Below are 25,931 nucleotides of genomic sequence, written 5' to 3'. Positions count from 1 at the left end.
ACCCGCCCCGACTCCGACAACAGCACATTGCCCGGCTTCACATCCCGGTGCAGCACCCCCGCCGCATGCGCCGCACGCAACGCCGCCACCATCCCGCGGCCGATCCGCGCCGCCTCCCCCGGCCCCACCGGACCCCGCTCCTTGAGCAGATCACCCAAGGTCGTCGACGGCACGTACTCCATCACGATCGTCGGCAGACCCTCGTCGTCCACCACGTCGTGCACCACCACGACATTGGGATGACTGATCCGCGCCGCACTGCGCGCCTCCCGCCGGGTCCGCTCGAACAACGTCTCCAGCTCGTCGTCCTGCAGGTGCGGCTGGGGCGGGTGCAAACGCTTGACCGCCACCGCACGACCCAGCAGCTCGTCCTCGGCCCGCCAGACCGTGCCCATGCCGCCACGGCCTATCCGCTCCACCAGCCGGTATCTCCCGGCCACCAGGCGTCCGAGCTCGGACATCGCGCGCCCCTTCCTGGAACCTACGAGAAGGAACGATATCCGGCCGGGCCACGGGAACCGCCGAAGCCGTGGCCCACGCCTCACGCGGCGTACCGGCGGCGGCTACAGCGGGACGATGTCCGGGGCGCCCAGCCGGGCCGCGTCCGCGGTCTGGTCGTCGGGCTGGCGCTGGGACTCCCGCTCGGCCTCGACCCGCTTCTCGTAGTGCTCGACCTCCTTCGCCACCTGCTCCTTGTCCCAGCCCAGGACGGGGGCCATCAGCTCGGCGGCCTCACGGGCGCTGAGCGTGCCGCGGTCGAAGGTCTCGATGGAGATGCGGGTGCGCCGGGTGAGCACGTCGTCCAGGTGCCGCGCCCCCTCGTGCGAGGCGGCGTAGACGACCTCGGCACGCAGGTAGTCGTCGGCCGCGCCCAGCGGGCGGCCCAGCGACGGGTCGTCCTCGATCAGCTGCAGCAGTTCCTCGCAGAGCGAGCCGTAGCGGTTGAGCAGGTGCTCGATCCGCGCCACGTGCAGGCCGGTGCGCGCCGCGATCCGGGCCCGCGCGTTCCACAGGGCGTGGTAGCCCTCCGCGCCGGCCAGCGGGACCTCCTCGGTGACGCACTCGGCGACCCGGTGCGCCAGGCCGTGCACGGCCGCGTCCACCGCGTCCTTGGCCATCACCCGGTACGTCGTGTACTTGCCGCCCGCGACCACCACCAGGCCCGGCACCGGGTGCGCCACGGTGTGCTCGCGCGACAACTGGCTGGTGGCCTCCGACTCCCCGGCCAGCAGCGGCCGCAGGCCCGCGTACACACCCTCCACGTCGTCCCGCGTCAGCGGCACGGCGAGCACGGAGTTGACGTGTTCCAGCAGGTAGTCGATGTCCGCGCTGGACGCGGCCGGGTGCGACTTGTCCAGGCTCCAGTCGGTGTCCGTCGTCCCGACGATCCAGTGGCGGCCCCACGGGATCACGAAGAGCACGCTCTTCTCGGTCCGCAGGATCAGCCCCGTCGAGGAGTGGATCCGGTCCTTCGGCACGACCAGGTGTATCCCCTTGGACGCCCGCACGTGGAACTGGCCGCGCTCCCCGATCAGCGCCTGCGTGTCGTCCGTCCACACCCCGGTGGCGTTCACGATCTGCCGGGCGCGCACCTCGTAGACGCCCCCGGCCTCCACGTCCTCGACACGGGCGCCCACCACGCGCTCGCCCTCGCGCAGGAACCCGATCACCCGGGCCCTGTTCGCGGCCAGCGCGCCGTACGCGGAGGCCGTCCTGACCAGCGTCATCGTGTACCGGGCGTCGTCCATCTGCGCGTCGTAGTACTGCAGCGCCCCGACCAGGGCCTCCTTCCGCAGGCACGGCGCCACCCGCAGCGCGTTCTTCCGGCTCAGGTGGCGGTGGTGCGGCAGGCCGCGGCCGTGCCCGGAGGACAACGCCATCGTGTCGTACAGCGTCACACCGGCGCCCGCGTAGAAGCGCTCCCAGACGCGGTGCTGCAGCGGATACAGGAACGGCACCGGCTTCACCAGGTGCGGCGCCAGGCGCTGGAGCAGCAGGCCGCGCTCCTTGAGGGCCTCCCGGACCAGGGCGAAGTCCAGCATCTCCAGGTAGCGCAGCCCGCCGTGGATCAGCTTGCTCGACCGGCTCGACGTCCCGGACGCCCAGTCGCGGGCCTCCACGATGCCGGTCGCCAGCCCGCGCGTCGCGGCGTCCAGCGCCGTCCCGGCGCCCACGACGCCCGCGCCCACCACGAGTACGTCGAGTTCCTGCTCCGCCATCCGGGCGAGCGCGGAGGCACGCTCCGCCGGTCCCAGTGTCGCCGTCAGCATCCTGGCCTCCCGTCGTGACGCGGGGTCGCGCCTCAGCGCATTCCCCGTCCCCACGATCGTTACCCGTGTCGTGGCCCCCGGCTACTTCGGGCTCCGCCGGTCCCCGGTTCGTCCGTGCGGCGCCGCGTTTGTTGCTGTTGCGGTTTCTCCCCCGCCCTCCCGCCCGATTGCCCGGCGCGGTTGGTGCGGGCCTCGCGCGGTTCGTGGTGGGCCGGGGTCGGGGCCTCCGGGGCTGGGCATTCTGGACCGCATATTTATGTGCATGACGGGCGGTCCAGATCGGTGCCGTCTGTGCCGCACAACAAATACACGTCAGCGTCCAGAACGCCCACCCCTACGACCCCGCCCCCTCCCTATCGCGCGCGACCAACGGCCGGAGGGTGGCTGAGAAGGCGGTACGGGGCCGCCGCAAGTGCCCCACTGAACCCCCACCGGCCGTCAGTCGCCCCAACTCGCGGGAGGGGGTGCGCCGGGGTGCGCCCATGGGGGTCCCCCCGGCCGAAGGTTGGGGGAGACGAGCGGAGCACCCGGCGCCGAACGATGTGGGGGTAAACCGCGAGCGCTGTGGGGGTCCCCCCGGCCGAAGGCTGGGGGAGACGTGCGCCGGCGCGGCACCGACCCCAACCAAGCAGAGCGCGGGCCCGCACTGACCGTGCCGGGCAATCGGGCGGGAGGGCGGGTGGACGCCCGCCGCAGGCGGGACGCACCCGCACACAAACACCCGGGCAGCCCGGCGCAGCCGCCCGCACGCGGCACGGGCTCCACAGGCGGGGGCCGGACCGCGTGGCGTGCAGTCATATCAGCTACCTGTCTGGTTAGCCTGATTTCGCGCCATTTGGGTACCAGGACGTACCAGGGCGCACCCCGCCGCCGGAGAGGACCCCCATGCCCGCAGACCTCGCAGTCATCGGACTCGGCCACGCCGGGCTGCCCCTCGCGCAGGCGGCCAGCGCCGCCGGGCTGGGGGTGATCGGGTACGACCCGGACGAGCACGTCGTGGAGGCGATCAACGCCGGCAACCGGGTGCCGTGCGGGGCGCTGGCCGCCGCCGACGTGCGGCGGATGCTCGCGGGCGGCTTCCGTGCGACCGCGGACACGGCCGCCCTGGGCCGGGTGCGGGCGGCCGTGCTGTGCGCGCCGACCCCGCTCGGGGAAGGCGGGGAGCCGGACCTGACGGCGCTGGCGGAGGCCGCCCGCGCGCTGGCCGGACAGCTGCGGCCGCACAGCACGGTCGTCCTGGAGTCGCCGGTGTACCCGGGGACGACGGAGGACTTCCTGCGTCCGCTGCTGGAGGAGGGCTCCGGCCTGCGGGCCGGCCACGGCTTCCACCTGGCGTACGCCCCCGCGCGGCATCCCGGCACACCGAAGGTGATCGGCGGGCTCACCCCTGCGTGCACGGAGGCGGCGGCCGTCTTCTACGGCCGGTTCACCGAGCGGATCGTCCGGGCCCGGGGCGTGCGCGAGGCGGAGACCGTGCAGCTGCTGGAGACCAACTACCGGCACGTCAACATCGCCCTGGCGAACGAGATGGCCGTTTTCTGCCACGACATCGGCGTGGACGTCTGGGACGTGATCCGCTGCGCCGAGACCCGCCCCCACGGCTTCCAGGCCTTCCGCCCCGGCCCCGGGGTCGGCGGCCACACCATGCCGCTGAACCCCGGTCACCGGCCTTACCAGGGCCGGGTGGGCGGTCATCCGCTGCGCCTGGTCGAGTACGCGCAGGAGGTCAACGCCCGCATGCCGCGTTACGTGGTGCAGCGCGCCGCGGCCCTGCTGAACGAGCACGGCAAGTCGCTGCGCGGGGCGCGCGTGCTGCTGCTGGGCGTGACGTACAAGCCGGACCTGCCGGACCAGGAGCGCTCGCCGGCCCGCGAGATCGGCGCCCGGCTCGTCGAGCTGGGGGCGCAACTGAGCTACCACGACCCGTACGCCCCGCAGTGGCGGGTGCTGGACCGCCCGGTCCCCCGCGCCGACTCCCTGTGGGAGGCCGCGGCGCACGCCGACCTGACGGTCCTGCTCCAGCACCACCGCACCTACGACATGCAGGGCCTGGCGGTGAAGGCCCAGCTGATGCTGGACACCCGCGGGGCCACCCCGGCCGGAGCGGCCGCACGGCTGTAGCCGACGCCAAGTGGCTTTACGGGACACCACGGTGCTGCTCTAGCATCCGTGGTGTGACTGACCCCGTGGAAAACCCGGAAGACGCGGCTGCCGCTCCTGGGCAGAGCCCCTGGAACACCCCGTCCGCTCCCGAGCCGTCCGCGGCGCCGGGCGGTTACGGGTACCCACAGCAACACATACCGTACGGGCAGCAACCCGGCTTCGGGCCGGCCACCGGCTACCAGCAGCCCTCCTACTCCCCTCAGCCGGACTGGCAGGCGCTGGCCGACGCCAACGAGGCCAGACAGCGTCGCCGCCACAGACTCAGGACGGGTGTGATCGTCCTGGTGGCCTGCGTGCTCGGGGTGGGAGCCGGCGTCGTCGCGCTCCATTACACGAAGGACACGAAGGACACGGCCACCCCGTCCGCCCCCAGCGCTTCCCCCTCGGTATCCGCCTCCGCGAAGGCCGACTCGCCCACGGTCCCCGGAGATGACAAGGTCCTGGCGGACAAATCCGGGCAGAACAATCTGGCCCTGGGGCCGGATGCCGGGGTGAGCCAGGTGACCAACGGCTACGCCGTCAGGTTCCGGAGCAACGGGAATTCCTACGCCCAGTCGACGGCGCAACTGATCGACGTCACCAAGAGCTTCAGCATCTCGGCGTGGGTCTACAACGAGGCGCCGAACGTCTCCCGCTCCGCGATCAGCCAGGGCGACGGCGTCTCCTCCTCCTTCAGCCTGGGCCGGGACGCCTCGGGCGCCGACCGCAAGTGGGTCTTCAAGGTGCAGACCGCCGCCGGCGGGGCGGACAGCACGACCCTGCAGGCCGAGGCCGCCAAATCCGTCAACACGGTCAACGAGTGGGTGCTGCTCACCGGTACGTACGACGCCGGGGCGAAGGCGATCACGCTCTACGTGAACGGGGAGCCCGCCGGCGCCAAGAAGGTCCCCGGCATCTGGGCCGGAAAGGGCCCGCTGCAGCTCGGCCGCGCCCGCACGCACGGGATCTGGGGTGACTACTGGGCCGGCGTGCTCGGGCACGTCATGGTGTGGGACCGGGCGCTGACGACGGACCAGGTGGCGGGCCTCAACAAGGGCCAAGCCGGCGGCGATGCCAAGCCGATCGCCTCCTGGCTGATCGGCTGACGATCACTTTTACTCGTTAGTCATCACAAGTTGGTCACACCATCAACAGTACTTCAAAATGTTGGACTACAGTCGCATCTGTTCCGCACTTCATTGTTCTGACAGGCGAGCGCGCTTCGTTTGCCGGAGTTCCCACCGCCGCCATCGGCCGCTGGTGGCATTTCCCCTGCGCAGAGATGTCTTGCGGAGAAACTCACGAGGGCTTGCCGCCCCGTCCGAGCGCCCGGGGGGGCATGACGCATGAGAAGCCTGTCCGTAGCCATCCCTGCGTACGGCGAAGCGTGCAACCTTGCGGACGTCATGGCCGCAAAGCGGTGTGAAACGGCATGAACCACCCGCCTGACGAGTCCGACCAGTCCGACGGTCACGCCCCGGCGCCCCGTCCGGAACCGGCCTCGCCCGGCCGGGCGGGGGCAGCCCGGGGCAACCGCAGGAAGCGCCGCTCCCCGGTCCCGCCGGGACGGCGGATCGCGGGTGCGGCGGTGGCCGTGGTCGTCGCCGTCGCACTGTCCGCGGGCCTGTGGTCCGTGCCGTCGGTGCGCACGGTGCTGCTGCAGTCCTTCACCCGGCAGCCGGCCCCGTTCACCGAGCTCTACTTCACGGATGCGCCCCGCTTCGACGGCGGCACGCTGATCGTCCCCGTCGCCGTGAACGCCCACGGGACGGGTCCCGCGCCGCTGCGGCTGAAGGTGACGCTGGAATCGGCCGACGGCAAGCCCGTGGCCTCCAGGACGGTCGCGCTGAAGCCCAAGGACGGCACGGCGGTCCCCGTCGTCGCACGGTTCACGAAGGCCACCAAGACAGCGCTCCTGAGGGTGAGCCTCGTCGGCCACGCGCAGTCGTTGCACTACAACTTCGTGACGCCGAAGACCCCGAAGACCCCGACCCGGTCCCCGAGTGCGACCCCCTCCGACGTACGAGACTGAAGCCTGATGCGACGCACCATTCTGCAGATCACCCCGTACTATCCGCCCCACCTGGGCGGGCTCGAACGCGTCGTGGAGCACCTTGCCAACCAGCTCGGGCAGCGCCACGACGTGCGGGTCATCACCACCGCCCTCGGTGCCGACGGCGGACCGCGCCGCTACGGTGCCGGCCGGGTCACCGTGCGGCGGCACCGCGCGGTCGAGGTGGCGCACACCGCGTTCGCGCCGGGCCTGCCGGTCTCGCTGGCGGTGCGCACGCCGCGCGACGCCGTGCTGCACCTGCACTGCGCGCACGCGTTGATGCCCGAGCTCGTGGCCGTCATCGCCCGCATGCGCGGGCAGCGCTTCATCCTCCACTTCCACCTCGACGTGGACGCTTCCGGGCGCTTCGGCGGGCTGCTCCCCGCCTACAAGAAGCACGTCTTCGGGCGGTCGATGCGCGCCGCCGCCGGGGTGATCGTGCTCACCGAGGAACAGGGCGCCTTCGTCCGCGACACCTACGGCGTGCGGGCGGACCGGGTGTTCGTCGTCCCCAACGGCGTGGGGGCCGGCTACTTCATGCCGGTGCGGGAGACGGCGCAGCGCCCCTTGCGGCTGCTGTTCGTCGGCCGCCTGAGCGCGCAGAAGAACGTGGCCCGGCTGCTGGAGGCGACGGCCCTGCTGCGGGAGCCGGTGCAGCTGCGCATCGTCGGCGACGGCGAGCTGCGGGAGAAGCTGGAGGCGCACGCCGCCGAGCTGGGGCTGCGGAACGTCGAGTTCTCCGGCGGGCTCCTCGGCGAGGACCTGGTGCGGGCGTACGCGGACGCCGACGCCTTCGTGCTTCCCTCGGACCGGGAGGGCATGCCGCTGGTCGTCCTGGAGGCGATGGCCGCCGCCCTGCCGGTCATCGCGACCGACGTCCCCGGCACCGCAGAACTGCTCAGGGGGGTCGGACTGCTGGCCGCTCCCGAACCGGCGGCGCTGGCCGCCGCCATCGACTCGGTGGCCGCCGACCCCGGGCTGCGCCTGCGGCTCGCCCGGCAGAGCGCGGCGAAGGCCCCCGACTACTCCTGGGAGGCCGTGGCGGCCCAGGTCGAGCAGGTCTACGCCCGCGTCTACCCCGAGGCCGGCGTATGACGGCCCATGGCACGGGAACCAGCGGCAGCCGCGCCACCAGGTCCCCGTCGTGGGCCACCGAGGCGGATGCGGATCCGTTGCCGTACCCGGCCGGGGACGACGCTCCGGGCGGTGGGTCCCGGCGCGGACGCCGGGGTCAGAACCGCGAGGTGGCGTCGTCCGGGGATGCCCCGGCCGCGGGCCTGCGGGCCACCGACCTCCTGCGCGGCCGTCTCGCGGTGCTGCTCGGCATCGCGCTGGCCTGTGTCGTGGAGATGCTGCCCGGCGTGCCCGGGGTGTTGCTGACGGTGGCGGGTCTGTGGCTGCTGTTCGGGGCGCCCGTCGCGGTGTGGCGCGGCGTCGCCTCCCGTGTGGTGTCCACCAGGGACGGCAGCCTCCTGCTCGCCGTCGGGATGACGATCATCACGGATCTCGTGATCGCGCTCGCCGTGAACACGGTGCTGCCGCTGGCCGGGGTGGAGCGCCCGCTGACCCGGGTGTCGCTGGCCGGGGCAATGGCGCTCACGCTCATCGTGATCGGCGCCTTCGTACCGGAGGAGGAACGGGCGGAGCCCAGGAGGTCCTGGCTCCGCGACGGACTGCCGCGGGGCGCGGTCCCCGTGGCATCGCTCGGCGGCGTCGCCCTGGTGCTGTCGGTGGCCGGGGCGATCCGGCTGAACAACGGCTACGGCGGTGGGGTCAGCATGGCCGCGCTGATCGCCGTCGCCGTGCTGCTGGTGCTGCTCATGGTCCGGCGCTGGCGCTACCCGGTCGCCGTCCTCGAAACCGGCCTGTTCCTCGGCGCGGCCGCGCTGCTCCTGCTGAACTCACTGCGCGGCTGGTCCATCACGGGACACGACATCCAGCGCGAGTACGAGTACTTCCGGCTGACGCTCGGCGGATCGCTCTGGGACATCTCCACCTATCCCGACGCGTACAACGCCTGCCTGAGCATCACCCTGCTGCCCGTGAGCGTGTTCCGGCTCACCGCGATCCCCGACATCTACGTCTTCAAGATCGTGCTGCCGGTGCTGTTCGCGCTCACCCCGGTGCTGGTCCACCGCGCGGTGCGCAATGTCGCCCCGCAGCTGGTGTCCCTCCTGTCGGCCGTCTTCTTCATGCTCTTCCCCACCTTCCTGTCCGACATGACCTTCCTGGGCCGCCAGGAGGTCGCGTTCGTGCTGCTCGGCTGCGCGATCATGGTGCTCACCGACCCCGGGCGGCCGCTGCGCGTGCGGCGGATCGCGTTCGTCGTGCTCCTCGCCGGCATCACGCTCTCGCACTACTCGACGATCTACGTGGTGATCGTCGTCCTCGGAGTCGCCGTCGCCAGCGACCTGGTCTGGCGCTGGGTGGAGCGGTTCAAGTCCAAGCGCGCGCGCAAGCGCAAATTCCGTCCGACCGAAGCCGCCTCCTTCCTGACCTGGTGGATCGTGGCGGGGGCCGCGGCCATGGCACTGGTGTGGGCGGGCCCGGTCACGCACACCAGCGGGCAGCTGCAGAGCACGCTGAGCGGCGTCGTACGGGAGATCACCAACCCGGGGCACGCGCAGGGCGGCTCGTCCGACACCTCGTACAGCCTCTTCGGCGGCGGGCCCTCGCTGACGCCGCAGCAGCGGCTGAGCGAGTACCGCGCCGAGACCATCAAGGAGACGGCCGCCGACCGCGCGAAGGGGTCGTATCTGCCTCTCAAGACGGTGGACGCCTACCCGACCCCCGTCATGGCCCAGCGGAACATGGCCCTCACCACCGCCGGGCACGTGCTCGACGCCGTCGGACTGAAGGCGGTCACGGTCAACTCCCTGCTGCGCCAGTTCGCCGCGGGCCTGCTGCAGATCCTGTTGATCATCGGCGTCATCGTGATCGACATCGGGCAACGCGGGGCCTTCCGGCCGGTGCGCGACCAGACCACCCTGACCATCGGCGCCGTCGCCCTGCTCGGCATGCTCACGGTCGTCCCCCAGCTCTCGGTCGACTACGGCGTGCTCCGCGCCTTCCAGCAAGGGCTGTTCTTCTTCGCGCCCTTCATCGCGGCGGGCATGCTGTCCGTCCTGCGCTGGACCGGGCGGCGCCGCATCGTCACCGTGTACGCACTGGTGGTGGCGCTCTTCCTGGACCTCACCGGCGTGGTGCCCAAGCTGCTCGGCGGTTACCCGCCGCAGTTGCAGCTCAGCAACGCCGGACAGTACTACGACATCTACTACCCGAGCACCGAGGAGCGGATGGCCGCCTACTGGCTGACGCAGCGCTTCGCGGCCGAGGGCAAGCCGTCCCTGGTGCAGACCGACGGCCTCACCTTCAACCGGCAGCAGACGGTCCTCACCGGCCCGGTCCTGGGCAACATCTTCCCCACCAAGCTGCGCAGCGACTCCTACCTCCTGCTGGGTACCTCGACCGTGCGCACCGGGCAGGTGACCTTCTCCTACCGGGGCGACCTCATCACCTTCCGCTACCCCGTCGGGCTCCTCGACAAGACCAAGAACGAGATCTACAGCAGCGAGGGAGCAAGGATCTACCGATGAGGGTCCTCCTGGTCAGCCACTACTACCCGCCGCACCTCGGCGGCATCGAGAACGTCGTCCGCATGGAGGCCGTGCACCTCGCCGCGCGCGGTGTCGACGTCACGGTGCTCACCAGCGGCGAGCGCACCGCCATCAGCCAGGAGGACGGCGTACGCGTCGTCCGTGTCGCGGCGTGGAACGGCGCGGAGCGGGCCGGCGTGCCCTTCCCCGTGCTGTCGCCGCGGCTGCTGACGGCCGCATTCCGCTGGGTCCGCCGGGCCGACGTGGTCCATGTGCACGACTGCCTCTACCTGACCTCGTGGGCGGCCGGACTCGTCTCCGCGCTCACCCGCACCCCGCACCTGGTCACCCAGCACGTCGCCCTGGTGCAGCACCCGTCCGCGCTGGTGCGCGGGGTGCAGCGGGCCGTGTACGCGGTCGCCGGCCGCGGCCTGCTGCGGCGGGCCCGCACCGTCATCACGCTCAACGCCTCGGTCGCGGACTTCGTACGCCACTACGGCGCCCGTCCCGCCCGGGCCCGCCACCTCGCGAACGGCGTGGACACCGCCCTCTTCCGGCCCGCCGCCTCGGGCGAGGAGCGAGCGCTGGCCCGCAAGCACTTCGGCCTGCCGCAGGACCGGCCGCTGGTGCTCTTCGCGGGACGCCTGGTGCCGAAGAAGGGCTACGACCTGCTGCTGTCCGGCTACGACCCCTCCGCCGGCTACGACCTGGTGTTCGCCGGGGACGGCGACTCCACCGCCCTGACCGGCCGGCCCGGCGTGCACCACCTGGGTGGGCTGCCCCCGCAGGAACTGGCCGAGGCGTACCGGGCCTGCGACGTCTTCGCGCTGCCGTCGACCGCCGAGGGCTTCCCCCTCACCGTCCAGGAGGCCATGGCCTCCGGGCTGCCCGTCGTCACCACCGACGACCCGGGCTACGCGCCCTACCGTCTCGACCGCTCGCACGTCACACTGCTGGACCGGGACGCCGGGGAGATCCGCTCCGCGCTGTCCGCACTCGCCGGGGACGAGCAGCGGCGCGAGCACATGGGCCTGTACTCGCGCGAGCTCGCGACCACGGCCTTCGCCTGGGAGGAGCACGTGAGCGCGCTGACCCAGTACTACCGGGACGCTGCGAAACCGGCCACCGATGGCTAGGAACAGGGGCAGGCACGCCCGTCCCTCGGACCAGGTGTACCGCAGTTCGTTCTTCCTGATGGCGTCGACGGCGACCACGGCCGCCCTCGGCTTCGTCTTCTGGGTCGTGGTGGCGCGCTTCTACACCCCGGAACAGGTCGGTCTGGCCACGTCGCTGATCTCGGCGACCTCGCTGATCTCCTACCTGAGCCTGTTCGGGCTCAACAGCACGCTGATCCGCTTCCCGGCGGCGGGCCCCGCCCGCAACGGACAGCTCACCCAGTCGATCGCGCTGGTCGGGACGGTCTCGTTCCTGATCGCCGCGCTCTACCTGCTCGGCCTGCCGCTGTACGCGCCGAAACTGGTCTTCATCCGCGACCATGCGACGGCGGCCGCCGCGTTCGTGGTGTTCTGCATTTGCGCGGCGGTGAGCCAGCTGACCTTCTCGGTCTTCGTCAGCGCCCGCATGGCCCACCAGAACGCGCTGGTCTACGGCCTGCTCCAGGGGCTGGTCAAACTGGCCCTGCCGGTCGCCCTGGTCGGCTACGGCTCGGCCGGCATCCTCGGCTCCACCGGTGGCGGCTTCGTGGCGACCGCGCTGGTCGCGCTGTTCCTGATGCACCGCCAGCTCGGCTTCCGCTTCGACTTCCGCGCCCGGGGCACCAGGCTCCGCGAACAGCTGCGGTTCTCCGTCGCGAGCTACGTCACCAGCCTGCTCAACCTGCTGCCGCAGCTGGTCGTCCCGCTCATCGTGCTGCACCAGCTCGGCGCGGCCGCGGCCGGCTACTACTACGTCGCCTTCCAGATCGCCAGCCTGCTCAACTCGGTGGCCTTCTCCGTCGGCGAGGCCCTGTTCGCGGAGGGCTCCAACGACCCCTCCCGGATCGGCGTCCTCCTCCGGAAGACCGCCGCGATCATCGCCGGGCTGATGATCCCCGCCTCCGCCGTGGTGGCGTTGGGCAGCGGGCTGATCCTCAAGCTGTTCGGCGGCAGCTACGCCGCCGAGGCCAAGCCCCTGCTGATCGCGTTCGCCGCCGGGGGCCTGGCCGTCGCACTCACCACCTGGGCGAACTTCGCGCTCAAGCTGACCGGCCAGATGCGGCAGCTGGTCGTGAACAACGTCGTGTACGTGACCGTGTCCGTCTCCCTCACCCTGCTCTGGGCGTCCCGGGGTCTGGTCTGGGTCGGCGTCGCCTGGGGTGCGGGCAACCTCGCGTCCGGGGTGGTCGCCCTGGTCGCCGTGCTCGGGCACCGGCGCCGCAGCCTGGCGGCCGTACGGGCGCAGAAGCACCAACTGGAACTGGACCGGCCCCGGACCGTGGAGGCACAGGCATGAGGATCCTGCAGATCGTCAACATCGGCTTCGAAGCCGGAGGAGCGGAGAAGAGCGTCCGGCTGATCATGGACGGCCTCGGCCGCCGGGGGCACGAGGTGCGGGTGCTCTCCACCGACCTCCTGCTGACCGGGGCCGCCGACCAGCAGGTCTTCGCCCACGACCTGGTCCCCGCCGTCACCGGCAACCCGGCCAAGCGGCTCCTCGGCTACTTCTGGCACCGCCAGGCGTACCGCCGGGTCGGTCAGGTCGTGCGGGACTTCCGGCCCGATGTCGTCCACCTCCACACCATCGGTGAGTTCAGCCCCGCCGTACTGGCGGCCACCAAGGGCCGCCCGCGGGTGCTGACCGTGCACGGGCCCGAGGACTGGACCCGGTCGCTGCTGCGGTGGAACCTGGCCAGCGCGGCCTCCGGCGGCCGGCTCTCGGCCAGCGACGCCGCCCGCTACCTCTACCTGCGGTACTTCCAGCGGCCCGCGTACCTGCCGCGGCTGCGGCGGGTGAACCGGGTGATCGCCCCCAGCCGGTACTACGCCGACGCCGTACGCGCGGACGCCGGCGCCGTCCCGGTCTTCGTCACGCCCAACGGGATCGAGCGCAGCACCTTCCCGGAACCGGTCAAGGAGACCGGGCACCTGGTGTTCGTCGGCCGGCTGGAGCCGGTCAAGGGTGTCCATGTGCTGCTGGAGGCGTTCCGCGAGCTGCTCGCGTCCCATCCGGACGCGCGGCTCACCATCGTGGGCGACGGGACGGACCGCAAGCGCCTGGAGGACTCCGCCGCCGGGCTCGTCGGGGCAGGCCGGGTGACCTTCCGGGGCTGGCTCTCCCCCGACGGCGTCGCCGACTGCCTGAGGGCCGCCTCCGTGGTGGTGCTGCCGTCGCTGTGGCCGGAGAACTTCCCCACCGTCGGGCTGGAGGCCCTGCAGATGGGCCGCCCGCTGGTCGCCTCCAGGGTCGGTGGACTTCCGGAGCTGGTGGGCGAGGACAACGGTGCGCTGGTCACCGCGGGGGACGTCGCCGGGCTCGCCGCGGCGCTGGGCCGGCTCATCGGCGATCGGCAGGTGTTGGAGCGCATGGGGGAGGCCTCGGCCGCGCGCGCCGAGCGATATGGCGTCGAGGAGTTCCTCGACGCCCTCGAACATCACTACAAAGAGGTCGTTGCAGAGTGAAGATCGTTGTCGTCAATGCCTTCGAACGCGGGAACCGCGGCGACGCCGCCCTGCTGAGCGTGGCCATCCAGCAGTTGCAGCGGGCCTACCCGTCGGCGCAGATCGTGATCGCGGGCTTCGAGGAGCCGGAGGTCTGGCCCGAGTTCGACGGCATCCCCAACCTCGGTTCGATCCGCAGGTACGTGGGTGACGAGAAGGCCGGCCGGCTCGCCCGGCCCGCCCGCAAGGCAACGGCCATGGGTCTCGCCGCACTCGCCGCGCTCCCCGGCGGCGGGCGACTGGTCAAGGCGCTGGCCCGGCTCCTCCCCAGGGAGATGCGGACGGAAGTGCGCGCCCTCGCGGAGGCCGATCTGGTGCTCTGCGTCGGCGGCGGCCACCTCAACGGCAAGGCGGACTTCGCCTCGGACCTCAGCATCACCTTCCTGCTGCTGCCGATGTGGTTCGCCCACCGCTTCAAGGTGCCCGTCGTGCTGGGCCCCCAGTCGTACGGCCCGTTCCCCACCCGGTGGCAGCGCCTGGTGATGAGGCGGGTGCTGGGCAGGAGCCGCCGCATCGTGGCGCGTGAGGGGATCAGCCTCACCAGGCTCGCGGAGGCCGGCGTCCCCGACCGGATGGTGATCCACGGCGTGGACAGCGCCTTCGCCTTCCAGGGCATGTCCCAGCGGCCCTGGCGGCAAGAGCTCGGGATTCCCCAGGAAGCGCCCCTAGTGCTGGTCACCGCCCGCCAGTTCCTCGACGCCGCGGCGCAGTCCGTGTACGAGGACGCGATGACCGCCGTCGTCCGGCACCTGCTCGACCAGGACTGCCACGTGGTGATCGTCCCCCAGGTCACCTGCGTCTTCCAGGCGGACGACGACCGCATCGTCAACCGCCGGATCGCCGCCACGCTCGACAGCCCCCGGCTGCACGTCCTCGAAGACGATGGCATCGACCACCACGAGATCTTCGCCCTCTACGGCGCCGCGGACTTCATCCTCGGCACGCGCTTCCACTCGGTGATCTTCGGACTGGTCTCCAAGGTGCCCTGCGCCGCGATCGAGTACGACCACAAGACCCGCGGGATCATGCGGGACCTCGGTCTGGAGCACTGGGTCGTCCGGATGTCGGAAGCGACGCCGGACTCGCTGATCAGCCTGGTCGACAAGCTGCTGGCCGACGCGGACTCCTACCGTCAGCACCTCCAGACCGCGATCCCCGCCTACTCCGCCCGCGCGGAGGAGTTCGTCGGCCTCCTGCGCACCGACGTACCCGAGGTGACCCGGGGATGACCACCGAACGCACCGTCGCGGTCGTCGCCCCCTACTACCCTCCCAAGGTCGGCGGCGTGGAGAACTACGCCGCCCGGATCGCCCGCGCGGTCGCCGACGCACCCGGGCTGCGGCCGGTCGTCATCACCACACGGCTTTCCGGGCTCCGCACCACCGTGGACGTCGAAGAGGGCGTGCAGGTCATCCGGCTCGGCGCCTGGCTGAGGCTGTCCAACACCCCGCTCAGCCCTCTGTGGCCGCTGCAACTGCGCCGCTGGCTGCGCCGTACCGGGGCCGAGGTGGTCAACGCCCACGCCCCGGTCCCCGGGCTGGCCGACCTGGCGGTCGCGGTCTCCGGGAAGCGGCCGGCCGTCCTCACCTACCACGCGGGCTCGATGCACAAGGGCGAGCCCGGCAGTGGTGCGGCGGACCGGCTCATCGGCCTGTACGAACGCCGCGTGCTGCCGCGGGTGTTCCGGCGGGCGCGGACGCTGGTGGCGGTGTCGCCGGTCTCACTGGCCGCCGGGCACCCGCACGCGGTCGAGATCACCCCCGGCGTCGACGTCGAGCGGTTCACCCCCGGGCGGCCCGCCTCGGAACGTCCGCGGACGGTCGTATACGTCGGCCGCATGGACCGCTCGTCGGCCTGGAAGGGCGTCGACGTCCTGGTGAGGGCGTTCGCCGAGCTGGCGGCCGAGGTGCCCGATGCGCGGCTGCGCCTGGTCGGCGGCGGCGACGCGGTGCCGGACCATCTGCGGCTCGCGGCGGAACTCGGCATCGCGGAGCGGGTGGAGGCGGTCGGCGAGCTGACCGGGGACGCCCTGGTCGACGTGGTGCGGACGGCCGCCCTCGCGGTACTGCCGTCGCGCACCGAGGCGGAGTCCTTCGGCATGGTGCTGGTCGAGGCGATGGCCTGTGGCACCCCGGTGGTGGGCTCCGCCGTGGGGGGCATCCCGCACGTCGTGACGGACGGCGAGACCGGGCTCCTGGTCCCGCCCGGCGATCCCGGTGCGCTGGCCGCCGCCTGCCGCAAAGTGCTGACCGACGCCGCACTCGCCGACCGGCTGGGCGCGCGGGGCCGGCAGGAGGCGGAACGACGTTTCGCCTGGAACGGCCTGATGGAGCACTACATCAGGCTGTTCCAGGCGCTGTAGCGGCGGCCGGCCCGCGGGCCGGCCGCTACTTCTTCTTGCTGCGCTCGTAGGCGGCTATCGCCGCCTTGAGCGCTTCGAAGGACGGCTTCTTCGTGCCGTCGTAGCGGCGCATCCCGTAGTACAGGGCCCGTTCCTTCTTCTCCTCGGGACGGGCCTGGTCCTGGTCGGTGTACCAGAACATCGCGTCCACGTGCGGGTTGGCCACGGCCGCCGGGATCGTGTCGGTGGCGATCTCGGTCTGGCGGGCCTCGGTGACGTGCGTCGTGTTCGGGGGGCTCACCTTGCCGTCCGACGCCGCACCGGGCCCACTGGTCGGTGCTCCCGTCTCGGTCAGCCAGATGGGGATGTCGGGCGTGCCGTACTTGTCCAGGATCCCCACCAGGTTGTCCCGGAAGCTGCTGATCCGCTCGAAGGCGGTACCGGTGCCCGGTGTGGCACTGGGCAGGGTCGGATAGTTGAACGGGTGGTAGCCCACGGCGTCCACGTACTTGTTGCCGCCCAGCTTGCAGACGGCGGCCAGGAAGTCCGTCTGGGACATCCTGTGGCGCTCCGGTTCGGTCTTGGACACCGCGAGGCCGCCCATGACCACGTAGGCCTTGGGGTCACCGGCGCGCAGCGCCTTGCTCGTCGCCCGCAGCAACGCGGTGTAGGCGGCCGGGTCGGGAACGGGCCGCCAGAAGCCGATGTTCTCCTCGTTCCACACCTCCCAGGTGTGGATCCCCTTCGGGGCGTACCGCTCGGCGGCCAGCTTGGCGAAGGCGGCGAAGACGTCGGGGTTGGCGGGCCCGCAGTTCTGGGTGGACGTACAGCTCGCCGGGCGCGCCCACTTCGGGGTGTAGCCGAGCACCGGGAGCACGTTCAGACCACGGGACCTGGCCGCCTCGGCGACCCTGTCGAAGCGCTGCCACTCGTAGGCGTAGGGCGAGTCCGGCTGGATGTTGTTCCACGACAGGTCCATCCGGACCCACTTGGCACCGACCGCGACCGCGTCGTTGAGGCCCCGCGCGAGGTCCGCGTCCGACTTCCAGGTGAGGGTGTCACCGTACGAGATGCCCATCTTCACATCGCGCACGCCGGCCTTCTCCGAGGGGGACGGCGTGGGGCTCTTCGCACCACCGGCCTGCGGGGCAGGGGGGGATGTGGACGGCATGGACGCGGCGACGACGGTCGCGACCGCCGAGACCACGAACGCCACGAGCGCCACGAGGAGGCGATGCCGTCTACTGGAATCCTTCACCATGCGCACAGCGTAGGCCAATCCCTCACGGCGTGTTCCCGCCCCCCGGACGGGCCGCCCGGTCCGGGACTCCCTGGGCGCACCGGACGTCCTCCCGGTCTCCCTGGCGCCGCCTCAGCCGGCACGACACCGCTCATCTGCCGTGCCCGTCAGATGGTGTAGTGCTCGCTCGGCACTCGTCCCCACTCCGCGTCGCCCACCTCGAACGACTCCGCCTGCCGCTGCTGGGGCATCAACGGCGTCGGTTCGGGCCGCGTGGAGCGGTCGTACCACTGGGCGCGGGTGTCGGTGCGCAGCGCGTTGTCCCGGAGCCGGTGACGGAACAGCTGGGACAGGTTGGCCACGCCGTCCGACACCGCGTTGAGCTTCACCTCACCGCCGCGGGGCCGGTACTCGATGGGCACCTCCATGCAGCGGAAACCTTCCCGCACGGCGGCGTTCTTGATCTCCTGGGAGAAGCCCATGCCGTCCGAAGTGACCTTGAGGGTCTCCCAGATGTAGCGGCGGAACACCCACATCCCGCTCTGGGAGTCACGTATCTCGCTCTTGAAGAGCACGCGGCTGACGAGGCTGAGCGCGTGGTTCGCGACGGTGTGGGAGGGCTTCATCGCCGCGCGGTTCTCGCGGCCGAGCCGGTTGGTGTTGAGGAACTCGACCTGGTGCTCGTCGACGATCCTCAGCAGCCGGGGCAGGTCGTCGAACGGGTAGGTGCAGTCGGCGTCGCCGGTGGCGATCACGTCACCGTACGCCGCGGCGATCCCGGCCTTGTAGGCGTTGCCGTAGCCGCGCAACGGCTGGTGCACCACCCGGGCCCCGTAGGACGCGGCGATCTCGGCGGTGCCGTCCGTGGAACCGTTGTCGGCTATGACCACCTCGACGCCCCAACCCTCCGCGGTGAGCTCTTCGAGCGGGATCGTCCCGAAGACGTGCGGCAGGTTCTCGGCCTCGTTCAAGGCCGGAATGACGATGGACAGAGTGGACACAGCAGGTTCCCCCCAGCTGGTGGTGTACGCAGAGACCAAGTCGAGACCCGGCGTCTGTGCTCTCACACCCCCCAGCCGGACCCGTCCGATGGCATCGATCACTGTAGACGACAATTAGCACAGCAGAACCACGGATACACGATCGTAATCGAAAATCACATGCTCATCCATGGTGCTTAACCTTCCGGATGTCTTTGCTTCACCGAAAGACCGCCCCGAGTGCCCGTAATTGACGGTCCCTTAGCGACCCAACCGGAACCGGACTCGCCGATTAAGCCCGGCTCCGTGCGGCATCCGTTCATCACCCACGGAACGCGCCGGGGCCCGTACCGCCGGGCGGCGGTACGGGCCCCAGAAGTCCGGAACGGCGGTCAGCGGTGGTGCGTCGGCGACACGGTGACCTCGACCCGCTGGAACTCCTTCAGTTCGGAGTAGCCGGTCGTGGCCATCGCGCGGCGCAGCGCGCCGAAGAAGTTCATCGAGCCGTCGGGCGCGTGCGAGGGGCCGAGCAGGATCTGCTCGGTCGTGCCGGCGGTGCCCAGGTTCATGCGCTTGCCACGCGGCAGTTCCTCGTGCGTGGCCTCCATGCCCCAGTGGAAGCCGCGGCCGGGTGCGTCGGTGGCGCGGGCCAGCGGGGAGCCCATCATCACCGAGTCGGCGCCGCAGGCGATCGCCTTGGGCAGGTCGCCGCTGGAGCCGAAGCCCCCGTCGGCGATGACGTGCACGTAGCGGCCGCCGGACTCGTCCATGTAGTCGCGACGGGCCGCGGCCACGTCGGCGACCGCGGTCGCCATCGGCACCTGGATGCCGAGGACGTTGCGGGTGGTGTGGGCGGCGCCGCCGCCGAAGCCCACGAGGACGCCCGCGGCACCGGTGCGCATCAGGTGCAGCGCCGCGGTGTAGGTGGCGCAGCCGCCGACGATGACGGGGACGTCGAGCTCGTAGATGAACTGCTTCAGGTTGAGCGGCTCGTGGGAGCCCGACACGTGCTCGGCGGAGACCGTCGTGCCGCGGATGACGAAGATGTCCACGCCCGCGTCGACCACGGCCTTGGAGAACTGCGCGGTGCGCTGCGGCGAGAGCGCGGCCGCCGTGACCACACCGGCGTCGCGCACCTCCTTGATGCGCTGGCCGATCAGCTCCTCCTTGATCGGCGCCGCGTAGAGCTCCTGCAGGCGCCGGGTGACGGAGGCGTCGTCCAGCTCGGCGATCTCGGCGAGCAGCGGCTCGGGGTCCTCGTAGCGGGTCCACAGACCCTCGAGGTTGAGCACGCCCAGGCCGCCGAGGTTGCCGATGCGGATCGCGGTCTCCGGGGAGACCACGGAGTCCATCGGGGCCGCCAGGAAGGGCAGCTCGAAGCGGTAGGCGTCGATCTGCCACGCGATCGAGACCTCCTTGGGGTCCCGCGTACGGCGGCTCGGGACGACGGCGATGTCGTCGAATGCGTATGCCCTGCGGCCGCGCTTGCCCCGCCCGATCTCGATCTCAGTCACTGTCGCTATGCCTTTCCTTCGTGGCCTGCCCGTCCAGTATCCCAGGCAGGGCAGCCGGAAGCCCGCGGCCGTGCGGCGCCGCGGGCTCCGGGTGATCCGCTGGTACCGGTCAGCGGGTGTGGTAGTTCGGCGCCTCGGTGGTCATCTGGATGTCGTGCGGGTGGCTCTCCTTGAGCCCGGCCGCGGTGATCCGCACGAAGCGGCCCTTCTCCTTGAGCTCGGGGATGGTGTGGGAGCCGACGTAGCCCATGGAGGAGCGCAGGCCGCCGATGAGCTGGTGGGCCACGGCGGAGAGCGGGCCGCGGTAGGGCACCTGGCCCTCGATGCCCTCGGGGACGAGCTTGTCCTCGGAGAGGATGTTGTCCTGGAAGTAGCGGTCCTTGGAGTACGACTTGGCCTGCCCGCGCGACTGCATCGCGCCGAGCGAGCCCATGCCGCGGTAGGACTTGAACTGCTTGCCGTTGATGAAGAGCAGCTCGCCCGGCGACTCCTCGCAGCCCGCGAGGAGGCTGCCCAGCATGACGGTGTCCGCGCCGGCCGCGATGGCCTTGGCGATGTCGCCGGAGTACTGCAGGCCGCCGTCGCCGATCAGCGGGACACCGGCCGGGCCGGCCGCGAGGGAGGCCTCGTAGATCGCCGTCACCTGGGGCGCGCCGACACCGGCGACCACCCGGGTGGTGCAGATCGAGCCGGGGCCGACACCGACCTTGATGCCGTCGGCGCCCGCGTCGATCAGCGCCTGGGCGCCGTCGCGGGTGGCGACGTTGCCGGCCACCACGTCGATCTTGATGTTGGCCTTGACCTTGGCGACCATGTCGAGGATGCCGCGGCTGTGGCCGTGCGCACTGTCGATGACCAGGAAGTCGGCACCGGCCTCGACCAGCCGCTGGGCGCGGAGGAAGGCCTCGTCGCCGACGCCCACCGCGGCGCCGACCAGCAGGCGGCCCTCGGCGTCCTTGGCGGCGTTGGGGTACTTCTCGGCCTTCACGAAGTCCTTGACCGTGATCAGGCCCTTGAGACGGCCCTCGTCGTCGACGAGCGGCAGCTTCTCGATCTTGTGCTTGCGCAGCAGGTCCATCGCCTCGACGCCGGAGATGCCGACCTTGCCGGTGACCAGCGGCATCGGCGTCATGACCTCGCGGACCTGCCGGGAGCGGTCGCTCTCGAAGGCCATGTCGCGGTTGGTCACGATGCCCAGCAGCTTGCCGGAGGCGTCGGTGACGGGGACGCCGCTGATGCGGAACTTGCCGCACAGCGCGTCGGCCTCGGCGAGGGTGGCGTCGGGGTGGACGGTGATCGGGTCGGTCACCATGCCGGACTCGGACCGCTTCACCAGGTCGACCTGGTTCACCTGGTCCTCGATGGACAGGTTGCGGTGGAGCACGCCCACACCGCCCTGGCGGGCCATCGCGATGGCCATCCGCGCCTCGGTGACCTTGTCCATCGCCGCCGACAGCAGCGGGATGTTCACGCTGACGTTCCGGGAGACCTTCGAGCGGGTGTCGACCTGGTTCGGCACGACGTCCGACGCACCTGGGAGCAGCAGCACATCGTCGTAGGTGAGTCCGAGCAGCCCGAACTTCTCGGCTACTCCGTCGGCGTTCAGCGTCATGACACCTTCCCCATGGTCTTGCCCGGCGAGATGTTCAATGCTAATGGCTCCCGCGCGAAACCAATTCCGCCCCTGCTGTGGGGGCCGGGGGCGGCGTGCGCTAGGCGCTCAGCCCGGGAGCACCCGCGGCGGCTTCCTCCGCCAGCGCCCGCAGCCGGGACAGCGCGCGGTGCTGCGCCACCCGGACGGCGCCCGGCGACATGCCGAGCACCTGACCGGTCTCCTCCGCCGTGAGGCCCACGGCGACGCGGAGCAGCACCAGCTCCCGCTGGTGCTCCGGGAGGTTGGCGAGCAGCTTCTTCGCCCACTCCGCGTCGCTGCTGAGCAGCGCCCGCTCCTCGGGCCCGAGCGAGTCGTCCGGCTGCTCGGGCATCTCGTCGGAGGGCACGGCCGTCGAGCCCGGACCGCGCATGGCGGCCCGCTGGAGGTCGGCGACCTTGTGCGCGGCGATGCCGAAGACGAAGGCCTCGAAGGGCCGGCCCTGGTCCCGGTAGCGGGGCAGTGCGCACAGCACCGCGAGGCAGACCTCTTGCGCGAGGTCGTCCACGAAATGGCGCGCGCCGCCCGGCAGCCGCGACAGCCTCGTACGGCAGTAGCGCTCGGCGAGCGGGTGCACATGGGCGAGCAGATCGTGCGTCGCCTGCTCGTCGCCGTCCACGGCTCGACGTACGAGTGCCCCTATGGCTGTCTCATTGCCGGTGGCCTCGTCGCGCATCCGTCCATAGTGCATCGCCGCGGGCCGCTCCGTGGGCTCACACCCATGGTTGTGCTCCGAAGCGTTATGCGGCGCGCCGTGCGGAGCGTTCCGAGGGACCGCACCGGCCGTAGTCATGTCATGCACCCGCCGCCCCGCCCGACCGTGTCCCCGAGAGTCCATACCTCAAGCATGCGCCCTCGGCGCGGAAACCGGTACGAGCGGGGCAGCCGCACAGCTGCCCCACAGCTCATCGGCCCCTCCAGCCCTCGAAGCCGCTGCCTCAGCGCACCAGGCCCCAGCGGAAGCCGAGCGCCACCGCATGGGCCCGGTCCGAGGCGCCGAGCTTCTTGAACAGGCGTCGTGCGTGCGTCTTGACGGTGTCCTCGGAGAGGAAGAGCTCGCGGCCGATCTCGGCGTTGGAGCGGCCGTGGCTCATGCCCTCCAGCACCTGGATCTCGCGGGCGGTCAGGGTCGGGGCGGCGCCCATCTCGGCCGAGCGCAGCCGGCGCGGGGCGAGCCGCCAGGTCGGGTCGGCCAGCGCCTGGGTGACCGTGGCCCGCAACTCGGCGCGCGAGGCGTCCTTGTGCAGGTATCCGCGGGCACCGGCGGCGACCGCGAGGGCCACCCCGTCCAGGTCCTCGGCGACCGTGAGCATGATGATGCGGGCGCCGGGGTCGGCGGACAGCAGCCGCCGTACGGTCTCGACGCCGCCGAGGCCGGGCATCCGGACGTCCATGAGAATGAGGTCCGAGCGGTCGGCGCCCCAGCGGCGGAGGACTTCCTCGCCGTTGGCCGCGGTCGTCACACGCTCCACGCCGGGCACGGTCGCTACCGCGCGGCGCAGGGCCTCTCGGGCAAGCGGGGAGTCGTCGCAGACGAGAACGGAAGTCATGACCGTCCTCCGCAGCTGATCCGCGTCACGTTGAGCCTCCAGGCTGTACGAATCGTTCACCGGTGGGGATGACGGCCTCGGGCGTCTGCCCGATTAGTTCGACCGCCAACCACTTCCGCACCTTCAACGACCCTCACTCGAAAGAGTTACGGAGTTTGGCGGCCGACTCCCGCACTCTCCGTGCGCGGACCGACACGGATCAGCAACGTCGCAGGTCGCGGCCGTTCGCCGGGCCCCAAAAACCCGCACAACGGGCGCCCGCTTGCAGCACACATCAGCCGCCGACCGGGGGGCAATGTCAGATTTTGCCTGTTTGGAGGCTTTTTACCCGCATGGCGGGAGTTCGTTGGCGATTTTGTGATGAATCATATTTACATCTACTTCGACAGTAGATGTAACGTCGACAGCACCCTCCCAGAGCTTCGCGCCTGGACGGTGTCCCTGCAGCCCACCTCTCGAGGAGATGAGCAATGGCAGACTTCTCCCGCCTCCCGGGCCCGAACGCCGACCTCTGGGACTGGCAGCTCGTCGCCGCCTGCCGCGGTGTCGACAGCTCCCTTTTCTTCCACCCCGAGGGAGAGCGCGGCGCCGCCCGGAGCGCGCGTGAGGCGGCGGCGAAGGAGGTGTGCATGCGCTGCCCCGTCCGCGCCGAGTGCGCGACGCACGCTCTGACGGTCCGCGAACCCTACGGGGTCTGGGGCGGACTCACCGAGGACGAGCGCGAGGAGATGATGGGCCGGTCCCGCAACCGGGTCATGAGCTCGCACGCCACCGGCAGTCACTGACTCACCGGACAACAGCCACAGAGGAAACGTTTCACCACAACGACGGACGTCCGCCTCCGCGCGGACTCGGACCGAAGGGCGGTCGCGCAGAGCCGCGAGACGCAGCCGCCTGAGCATCATGTCGACGGCCGGCACCTGGGCCAGGTCGGGCAGCGTCACCGCGGCCACCTCACGGCGTACGGCCGGCCGGAGTTCGCGGACGGCCACTGCGCGCAGCCGTACCGCCTCCAGCGCGAGGCCGGGCTGCGCCGAGACGCCCATGCCCGAGGCCACCAGGCCGACGGCCGCCGGGTAGTCGTCCGTGGCGAAGTCGATGCGCGGCTCGAAACCCTCCCGCCGGCACAGCTCGACCAGGTGCCGGCGGCAGTGCGGGCAGCCCGCGATCCACGGTTCGTCCGCGAGGTCGGACAACCGCACCGGACGACCCCTGCGCGCCAGCCGGTGCCCGGCGGGAAGCACCGCGAAGAGCCGGTCGGAGAGCAGGGGGCGCACCAGCAGCCCCTCCCACGCGGCCGCCTGCTCGCCGCCGCCCTCGTCCTCGTAGCGGTAGGCCAGCGCCAGTTCGCACTCACCGGCGCGCAGCATCTCCACCGCCCGCGGCGGCTGCGCCTCGGCCAGCGTGATCCGTACGTCCGGGTGCGCGGCGCGCATCGCGGCCAGCGCGGTGGGGACCAGGGACGGGCCCGCGCTCGGGAACGACACCAGCCGCACCCGCCCGGCGCGCAGGCCCCCGATGGCCGCGACCTCCTCCTCCGCGGCGGCCAGCCCCGCCAGGATGGTCAGCCAGCAGATGAAGGCGCTGGAGCTCGCCGCGGGTACCCCGCTGCTGGTCCGCGGCGGGCGGACCACCCGGCTGACCGGGGCGGGCGAGGCGCTGGCCCGGCACGCGAGCGGGCTGGGTGCAGCCCAGTTCCCGCGCGGCGCCCGACAGCGAGCCGGTACGGGCCACGGCGCGCAGCACACGGAGGTGGCGGGCCTCGAACACGCCCCGAGCACAAGCGTTCCTTGGGGGGTGGCGTTCAGTGATCGATGATGGACTTTGGGCAGCCCGGGGCGCAGGCTGAGGAACCATGGACATCGCCGGGGAATTCGCGCTGGACGCCGGGATCACCTACCTCAACACCGCCTCCTCGGGCATCGGCCCGCTCCGCTCCGTCGAGGCGCTGCGCACCGCCGTGGCCGCCTGGTCCGACGGCACCGACGACTGGGTGCGCGACGAGCGCGTCCTGGGCGCCGCCCGCGCCGCCTACGCCCGCCTCACCGGGGTCGCCGCCGACCGCGTCGCGGTCGGCTCCTCCGTCACCACGCACGTCGGCATGATCGCCGCGGCCCTCCCCGCCGAGGCCGAAGTCGTGCTGGCCGACGGCGACTTCAGTTCGCTGGTCAACCCCTTCGCCTCCCGCGCCGACGTCGTGACACGCACCGTGCCCCTGGAGGGCGTCGCCGACGCCGTACGTCCCACCACCGACCTCGTCGCGGTCAGCGCGGTGCAGTCCGCGGACGGCCGGGTCGCCGACCTCGCGGCGGTCCGCGAGGCCGCGTCGCGGCACGGGGCGCGCGTGCTCGTCGACGCCACCCAGGCGGTCGGCTGGCTCCCGCTGCGCACGGACGGCCTCGACTACGTCGTGTGCGGCGGCTACAAGTGGCTGCTCGCCCCGCGCGGGGTGTCCTTCCTGACCGTGCGGGAGGGCGCCGAGGACGGGCTGTCGCCGCACTTCGCCGGCTGGTACGCGGCCGAGGACCCCTGGGGCGACTGCTACGGGCCGGTCGCGCACCTCGCGCGTTCCGCCCGGCGGTTCGACGTGATGCCGCCGCTGCTGCCGTACCTGGCCGGGGCGGCCTCGCTGGGGCTCGTCGAGGAGCTGGGCGTCGAGGCCATCGGCGCCCACGACGTCGCGCTGGCCGAGCGCTTCCGGGCGGGCCTGCTGCGGCTCGGCCACAAGGCGGTGCCCTCCGGCGCGCAGGCCTCGGCGATCGTGGCCGTCCCGGGCCTGGGCGACGCGGCGGAACGGCTGGCCGCCGCCGGCATCCGCGTCTCGGCCCGCGCGGGGAACCTGCGGGCGGCCTTCCACCTGTACAACACCGAGGCGGACGTGGACCGGCTGCTCCGGGTGCTCGCGGGCTAGGCACCGCCGGGCGGTCCAGGTCGCCGG

At 71.7% G+C, this 25,931-nt stretch carries 20 protein-coding genes and 3 pseudogenes; 13 read left to right on the top strand and 10 right to left on the bottom strand.

Annotated features, from left to right (window positions below; genetic code table 11):
* Both ACFV3E_RS09125 and ACFV3E_RS09120 read right to left on the bottom strand, forming a co-directional pair.
* Positions 1 to 461: serine/threonine-protein kinase (locus tag ACFV3E_RS09125; protein ID WP_500534113.1), on the bottom strand; the 461-nt coding region annotated here is incomplete at its 3' end.
* 102 nt (positions 462 to 563) lie between these two features.
* On the bottom strand, positions 564 to 2,270 hold the full coding sequence (locus ACFV3E_RS09120; RefSeq protein ID WP_500534112.1) for a glycerol-3-phosphate dehydrogenase/oxidase: 1,707 nt from the start codon (positions 2,268 to 2,270) through the stop codon (positions 564 to 566).
* A gap of 885 nt (positions 2,271 to 3,155) precedes the next feature.
* On the opposite strand from ACFV3E_RS09120, the gene ACFV3E_RS09115 reads away from it, so the two are divergent.
* The 10 genes from ACFV3E_RS09115 (at position 3,156) to ACFV3E_RS09070 (ending at position 16,079) form a co-directional block, all read left to right on the top strand.
* Positions 3,156 to 4,391 (top strand): nucleotide sugar dehydrogenase, encoded by a 1,236-nt coding sequence (locus ACFV3E_RS09115; protein WP_500534111.1) that lies wholly within the window; start codon positions 3,156 to 3,158, stop codon positions 4,389 to 4,391.
* Positions 4,392 to 4,444: 53 nt separating this feature from the next.
* Complete coding sequence (locus ACFV3E_RS09110) at positions 4,445 to 5,518, top strand: LamG domain-containing protein (protein WP_500534110.1); 1,074 nt, start codon at positions 4,445 to 4,447, stop codon at positions 5,516 to 5,518.
* Positions 5,519 to 5,844: 326 nt separating this feature from the next.
* Positions 5,845 to 6,444, top strand: a complete 600-nt coding sequence (locus ACFV3E_RS09105; RefSeq protein WP_500534109.1) for a hypothetical protein — start codon at positions 5,845 to 5,847, stop codon at positions 6,442 to 6,444.
* Positions 6,445 to 6,450: 6 nt separating this feature from the next.
* Positions 6,451 to 7,560 carry a glycosyltransferase family 4 protein gene (locus ACFV3E_RS09100; protein ID WP_500534108.1) on the top strand — a complete coding sequence of 370 codons (1,110 nt, stop codon included), beginning with the start codon at positions 6,451 to 6,453 and terminating at the stop codon, positions 7,558 to 7,560.
* Between the two features lie 149 nt (positions 7,561 to 7,709).
* Positions 7,710 to 10,061: a hypothetical protein gene (locus tag ACFV3E_RS09095; protein ID WP_500534107.1), complete on the top strand. Its 2,352-nt coding sequence runs from the start codon at positions 7,710 to 7,712 to the stop codon at positions 10,059 to 10,061.
* Complete coding sequence (locus ACFV3E_RS09090; RefSeq protein WP_500534106.1) at positions 10,058 to 11,197, top strand: glycosyltransferase family 4 protein; 1,140 nt, start codon at positions 10,058 to 10,060, stop codon at positions 11,195 to 11,197. The genes ACFV3E_RS09095 and ACFV3E_RS09090 overlap by 4 nt, the downstream gene beginning before the upstream one ends.
* Entirely contained in the window at positions 11,190 to 12,512 is a 1,323-nt protein-coding gene (locus tag ACFV3E_RS09085) for a lipopolysaccharide biosynthesis protein (RefSeq protein WP_500534105.1), read from the top strand. The genes ACFV3E_RS09090 and ACFV3E_RS09085 overlap by 8 nt, the downstream gene beginning before the upstream one ends.
* Entirely contained in the window at positions 12,509 to 13,678 is a 1,170-nt protein-coding gene (locus ACFV3E_RS09080; RefSeq protein ID WP_500534104.1) for a glycosyltransferase family 4 protein, read from the top strand. Before ACFV3E_RS09085 ends, ACFV3E_RS09080 begins: the two co-directional genes overlap by 4 nt.
* Positions 13,675 to 14,946, top strand: coding sequence for a polysaccharide pyruvyl transferase family protein (locus ACFV3E_RS09075; protein ID WP_500534103.1), 1,272 nt, complete (start codon positions 13,675 to 13,677; stop codon positions 14,944 to 14,946). The genes ACFV3E_RS09080 and ACFV3E_RS09075 overlap by 4 nt, the downstream gene beginning before the upstream one ends.
* Positions 14,943 to 16,079 (top strand): glycosyltransferase family 4 protein, encoded by a 1,137-nt coding sequence (locus tag ACFV3E_RS09070; RefSeq protein ID WP_500534102.1) that lies wholly within the window; start codon positions 14,943 to 14,945, stop codon positions 16,077 to 16,079. Before ACFV3E_RS09075 ends, ACFV3E_RS09070 begins: the two co-directional genes overlap by 4 nt.
* Positions 16,080 to 16,104: 25 nt before the next feature.
* On the opposite strand, the gene ACFV3E_RS09065 is transcribed toward ACFV3E_RS09070, so the two are convergent.
* From ACFV3E_RS09065 to ACFV3E_RS09040, 6 genes are all read right to left on the bottom strand, one after another.
* Positions 16,105 to 17,319: a cellulase family glycosylhydrolase gene (locus ACFV3E_RS09065; RefSeq protein ID WP_500534101.1), complete on the bottom strand. Its 1,215-nt coding sequence runs from the start codon at positions 17,317 to 17,319 to the stop codon at positions 16,105 to 16,107.
* A gap of 146 nt (positions 17,320 to 17,465) precedes the next feature.
* Positions 17,466 to 18,299, bottom strand: coding sequence for a glycosyltransferase family 2 protein (locus tag ACFV3E_RS09060; RefSeq protein WP_500367115.1), 834 nt, complete (start codon positions 18,297 to 18,299; stop codon positions 17,466 to 17,468).
* A 371-nt stretch (positions 18,300 to 18,670) separates the two neighbouring features.
* Positions 18,671 to 19,792 carry a GuaB3 family IMP dehydrogenase-related protein gene (locus tag ACFV3E_RS09055; protein ID WP_326572831.1) on the bottom strand — a complete coding sequence of 374 codons (1,122 nt, stop codon included), beginning with the start codon at positions 19,790 to 19,792 and terminating at the stop codon, positions 18,671 to 18,673.
* Between the two features lie 109 nt (positions 19,793 to 19,901).
* Positions 19,902 to 21,404, bottom strand: coding sequence for an IMP dehydrogenase (gene guaB, locus ACFV3E_RS09050; RefSeq protein WP_500328102.1), 1,503 nt, complete (start codon positions 21,402 to 21,404; stop codon positions 19,902 to 19,904).
* 100 nt (positions 21,405 to 21,504) lie between these two features.
* A complete protein-coding gene (locus ACFV3E_RS09045; RefSeq protein ID WP_499513466.1) occupies positions 21,505 to 22,119 on the bottom strand; it encodes a sigma-70 family RNA polymerase sigma factor in 615 nt (204 codons plus the stop codon).
* 262 nt (positions 22,120 to 22,381) lie between these two features.
* Positions 22,382 to 22,993 carry a response regulator transcription factor gene (locus ACFV3E_RS09040; protein ID WP_003948568.1) on the bottom strand — a complete coding sequence of 204 codons (612 nt, stop codon included), beginning with the start codon at positions 22,991 to 22,993 and terminating at the stop codon, positions 22,382 to 22,384.
* A 470-nt stretch (positions 22,994 to 23,463) separates the two neighbouring features.
* Here ACFV3E_RS09040 and ACFV3E_RS09035 point away from each other — a divergent pair, with 470 nt between their 5' ends.
* Positions 23,464 to 23,778, top strand: coding sequence for a WhiB family transcriptional regulator (locus ACFV3E_RS09035; protein ID WP_319138961.1), 315 nt, complete (start codon positions 23,464 to 23,466; stop codon positions 23,776 to 23,778).
* A 159-nt stretch (positions 23,779 to 23,937) separates the two neighbouring features.
* On the opposite strand, the pseudogene ACFV3E_RS09030 reads toward ACFV3E_RS09035, so the two are convergent.
* Positions 23,938 to 24,480, bottom strand: a pseudogene (locus ACFV3E_RS09030) (LysR substrate-binding domain-containing protein); the annotation flags it as partial.
* Between the two features lie 31 nt (positions 24,481 to 24,511).
* Here ACFV3E_RS09030 and ACFV3E_RS09025 point away from each other — a divergent pair.
* Positions 24,512 to 24,604 (top strand): annotated as a pseudogene (locus tag ACFV3E_RS09025) (hypothetical protein); the annotation flags it as partial.
* A 102-nt stretch (positions 24,605 to 24,706) separates the two neighbouring features.
* On the opposite strand, the pseudogene ACFV3E_RS09020 reads toward ACFV3E_RS09025, so the two are convergent.
* Positions 24,707 to 24,850, bottom strand: a pseudogene (locus tag ACFV3E_RS09020) (hypothetical protein); the annotation flags it as partial.
* Here ACFV3E_RS09020 and ACFV3E_RS09015 point away from each other — a divergent pair.
* Positions 24,849 to 25,904 carry an aminotransferase class V-fold PLP-dependent enzyme gene (locus tag ACFV3E_RS09015; protein ID WP_500534100.1) on the top strand — a complete coding sequence of 352 codons (1,056 nt, stop codon included), beginning with the start codon at positions 24,849 to 24,851 and terminating at the stop codon, positions 25,902 to 25,904. The pseudogene ACFV3E_RS09020 and the gene ACFV3E_RS09015 sit on opposite strands and share 2 nt — an antisense overlap.
* Positions 25,905 to 25,931 lie beyond the last annotated feature (27 nt).

The organism is Streptomyces sp. NPDC059718 (assembly GCF_042733315.1).
Taxonomy (GTDB): Bacteria; Actinomycetota; Actinomycetes; order Streptomycetales; family Streptomycetaceae; genus Actinacidiphila.
This window is presented reverse-complemented; position numbering and strand designations above follow the sequence as displayed.

Coding starts and splice junctions, on each gene's coding strand:
- ACFV3E_RS09120 (WP_500534112.1), bottom strand. CDS start 2,270: ATGCTGACGGCGACACTGGGACCGGCGGAGCGTGCCTCCGCGCTCGCC.
- ACFV3E_RS09115 (WP_500534111.1), top strand. CDS start 3,156: ATGCCCGCAGACCTCGCAGTCATCGGACTCGGCCACGCCGGGCTGCCC.
- ACFV3E_RS09105 (WP_500534109.1), top strand. CDS start 5,845: ATGAACCACCCGCCTGACGAGTCCGACCAGTCCGACGGTCACGCCCCG.
- ACFV3E_RS09100 (WP_500534108.1), top strand. CDS start 6,451: ATGCGACGCACCATTCTGCAGATCACCCCGTACTATCCGCCCCACCTG.
- ACFV3E_RS09090 (WP_500534106.1), top strand. CDS start 10,058: ATGAGGGTCCTCCTGGTCAGCCACTACTACCCGCCGCACCTCGGCGGC.
- ACFV3E_RS09085 (WP_500534105.1), top strand. CDS start 11,190: ATGGCTAGGAACAGGGGCAGGCACGCCCGTCCCTCGGACCAGGTGTAC.
- ACFV3E_RS09080 (WP_500534104.1), top strand. CDS start 12,509: ATGAGGATCCTGCAGATCGTCAACATCGGCTTCGAAGCCGGAGGAGCG.
- ACFV3E_RS09070 (WP_500534102.1), top strand. CDS start 14,943: ATGACCACCGAACGCACCGTCGCGGTCGTCGCCCCCTACTACCCTCCC.
- ACFV3E_RS09065 (WP_500534101.1), bottom strand. CDS start 17,319: ATGGTGAAGGATTCCAGTAGACGGCATCGCCTCCTCGTGGCGCTCGTG.
- guaB (WP_500328102.1), bottom strand. CDS start 21,404: ATGACGCTGAACGCCGACGGAGTAGCCGAGAAGTTCGGGCTGCTCGGA.
- ACFV3E_RS09045 (WP_499513466.1), bottom strand. CDS start 22,119: ATGCGCGACGAGGCCACCGGCAATGAGACAGCCATAGGGGCACTCGTA.
- ACFV3E_RS09040 (WP_003948568.1), bottom strand. CDS start 22,993: ATGACTTCCGTTCTCGTCTGCGACGACTCCCCGCTTGCCCGAGAGGCC.
- ACFV3E_RS09035 (WP_319138961.1), top strand. CDS start 23,464: ATGGCAGACTTCTCCCGCCTCCCGGGCCCGAACGCCGACCTCTGGGAC.
- ACFV3E_RS09015 (WP_500534100.1), top strand. CDS start 24,849: ATGGACATCGCCGGGGAATTCGCGCTGGACGCCGGGATCACCTACCTC.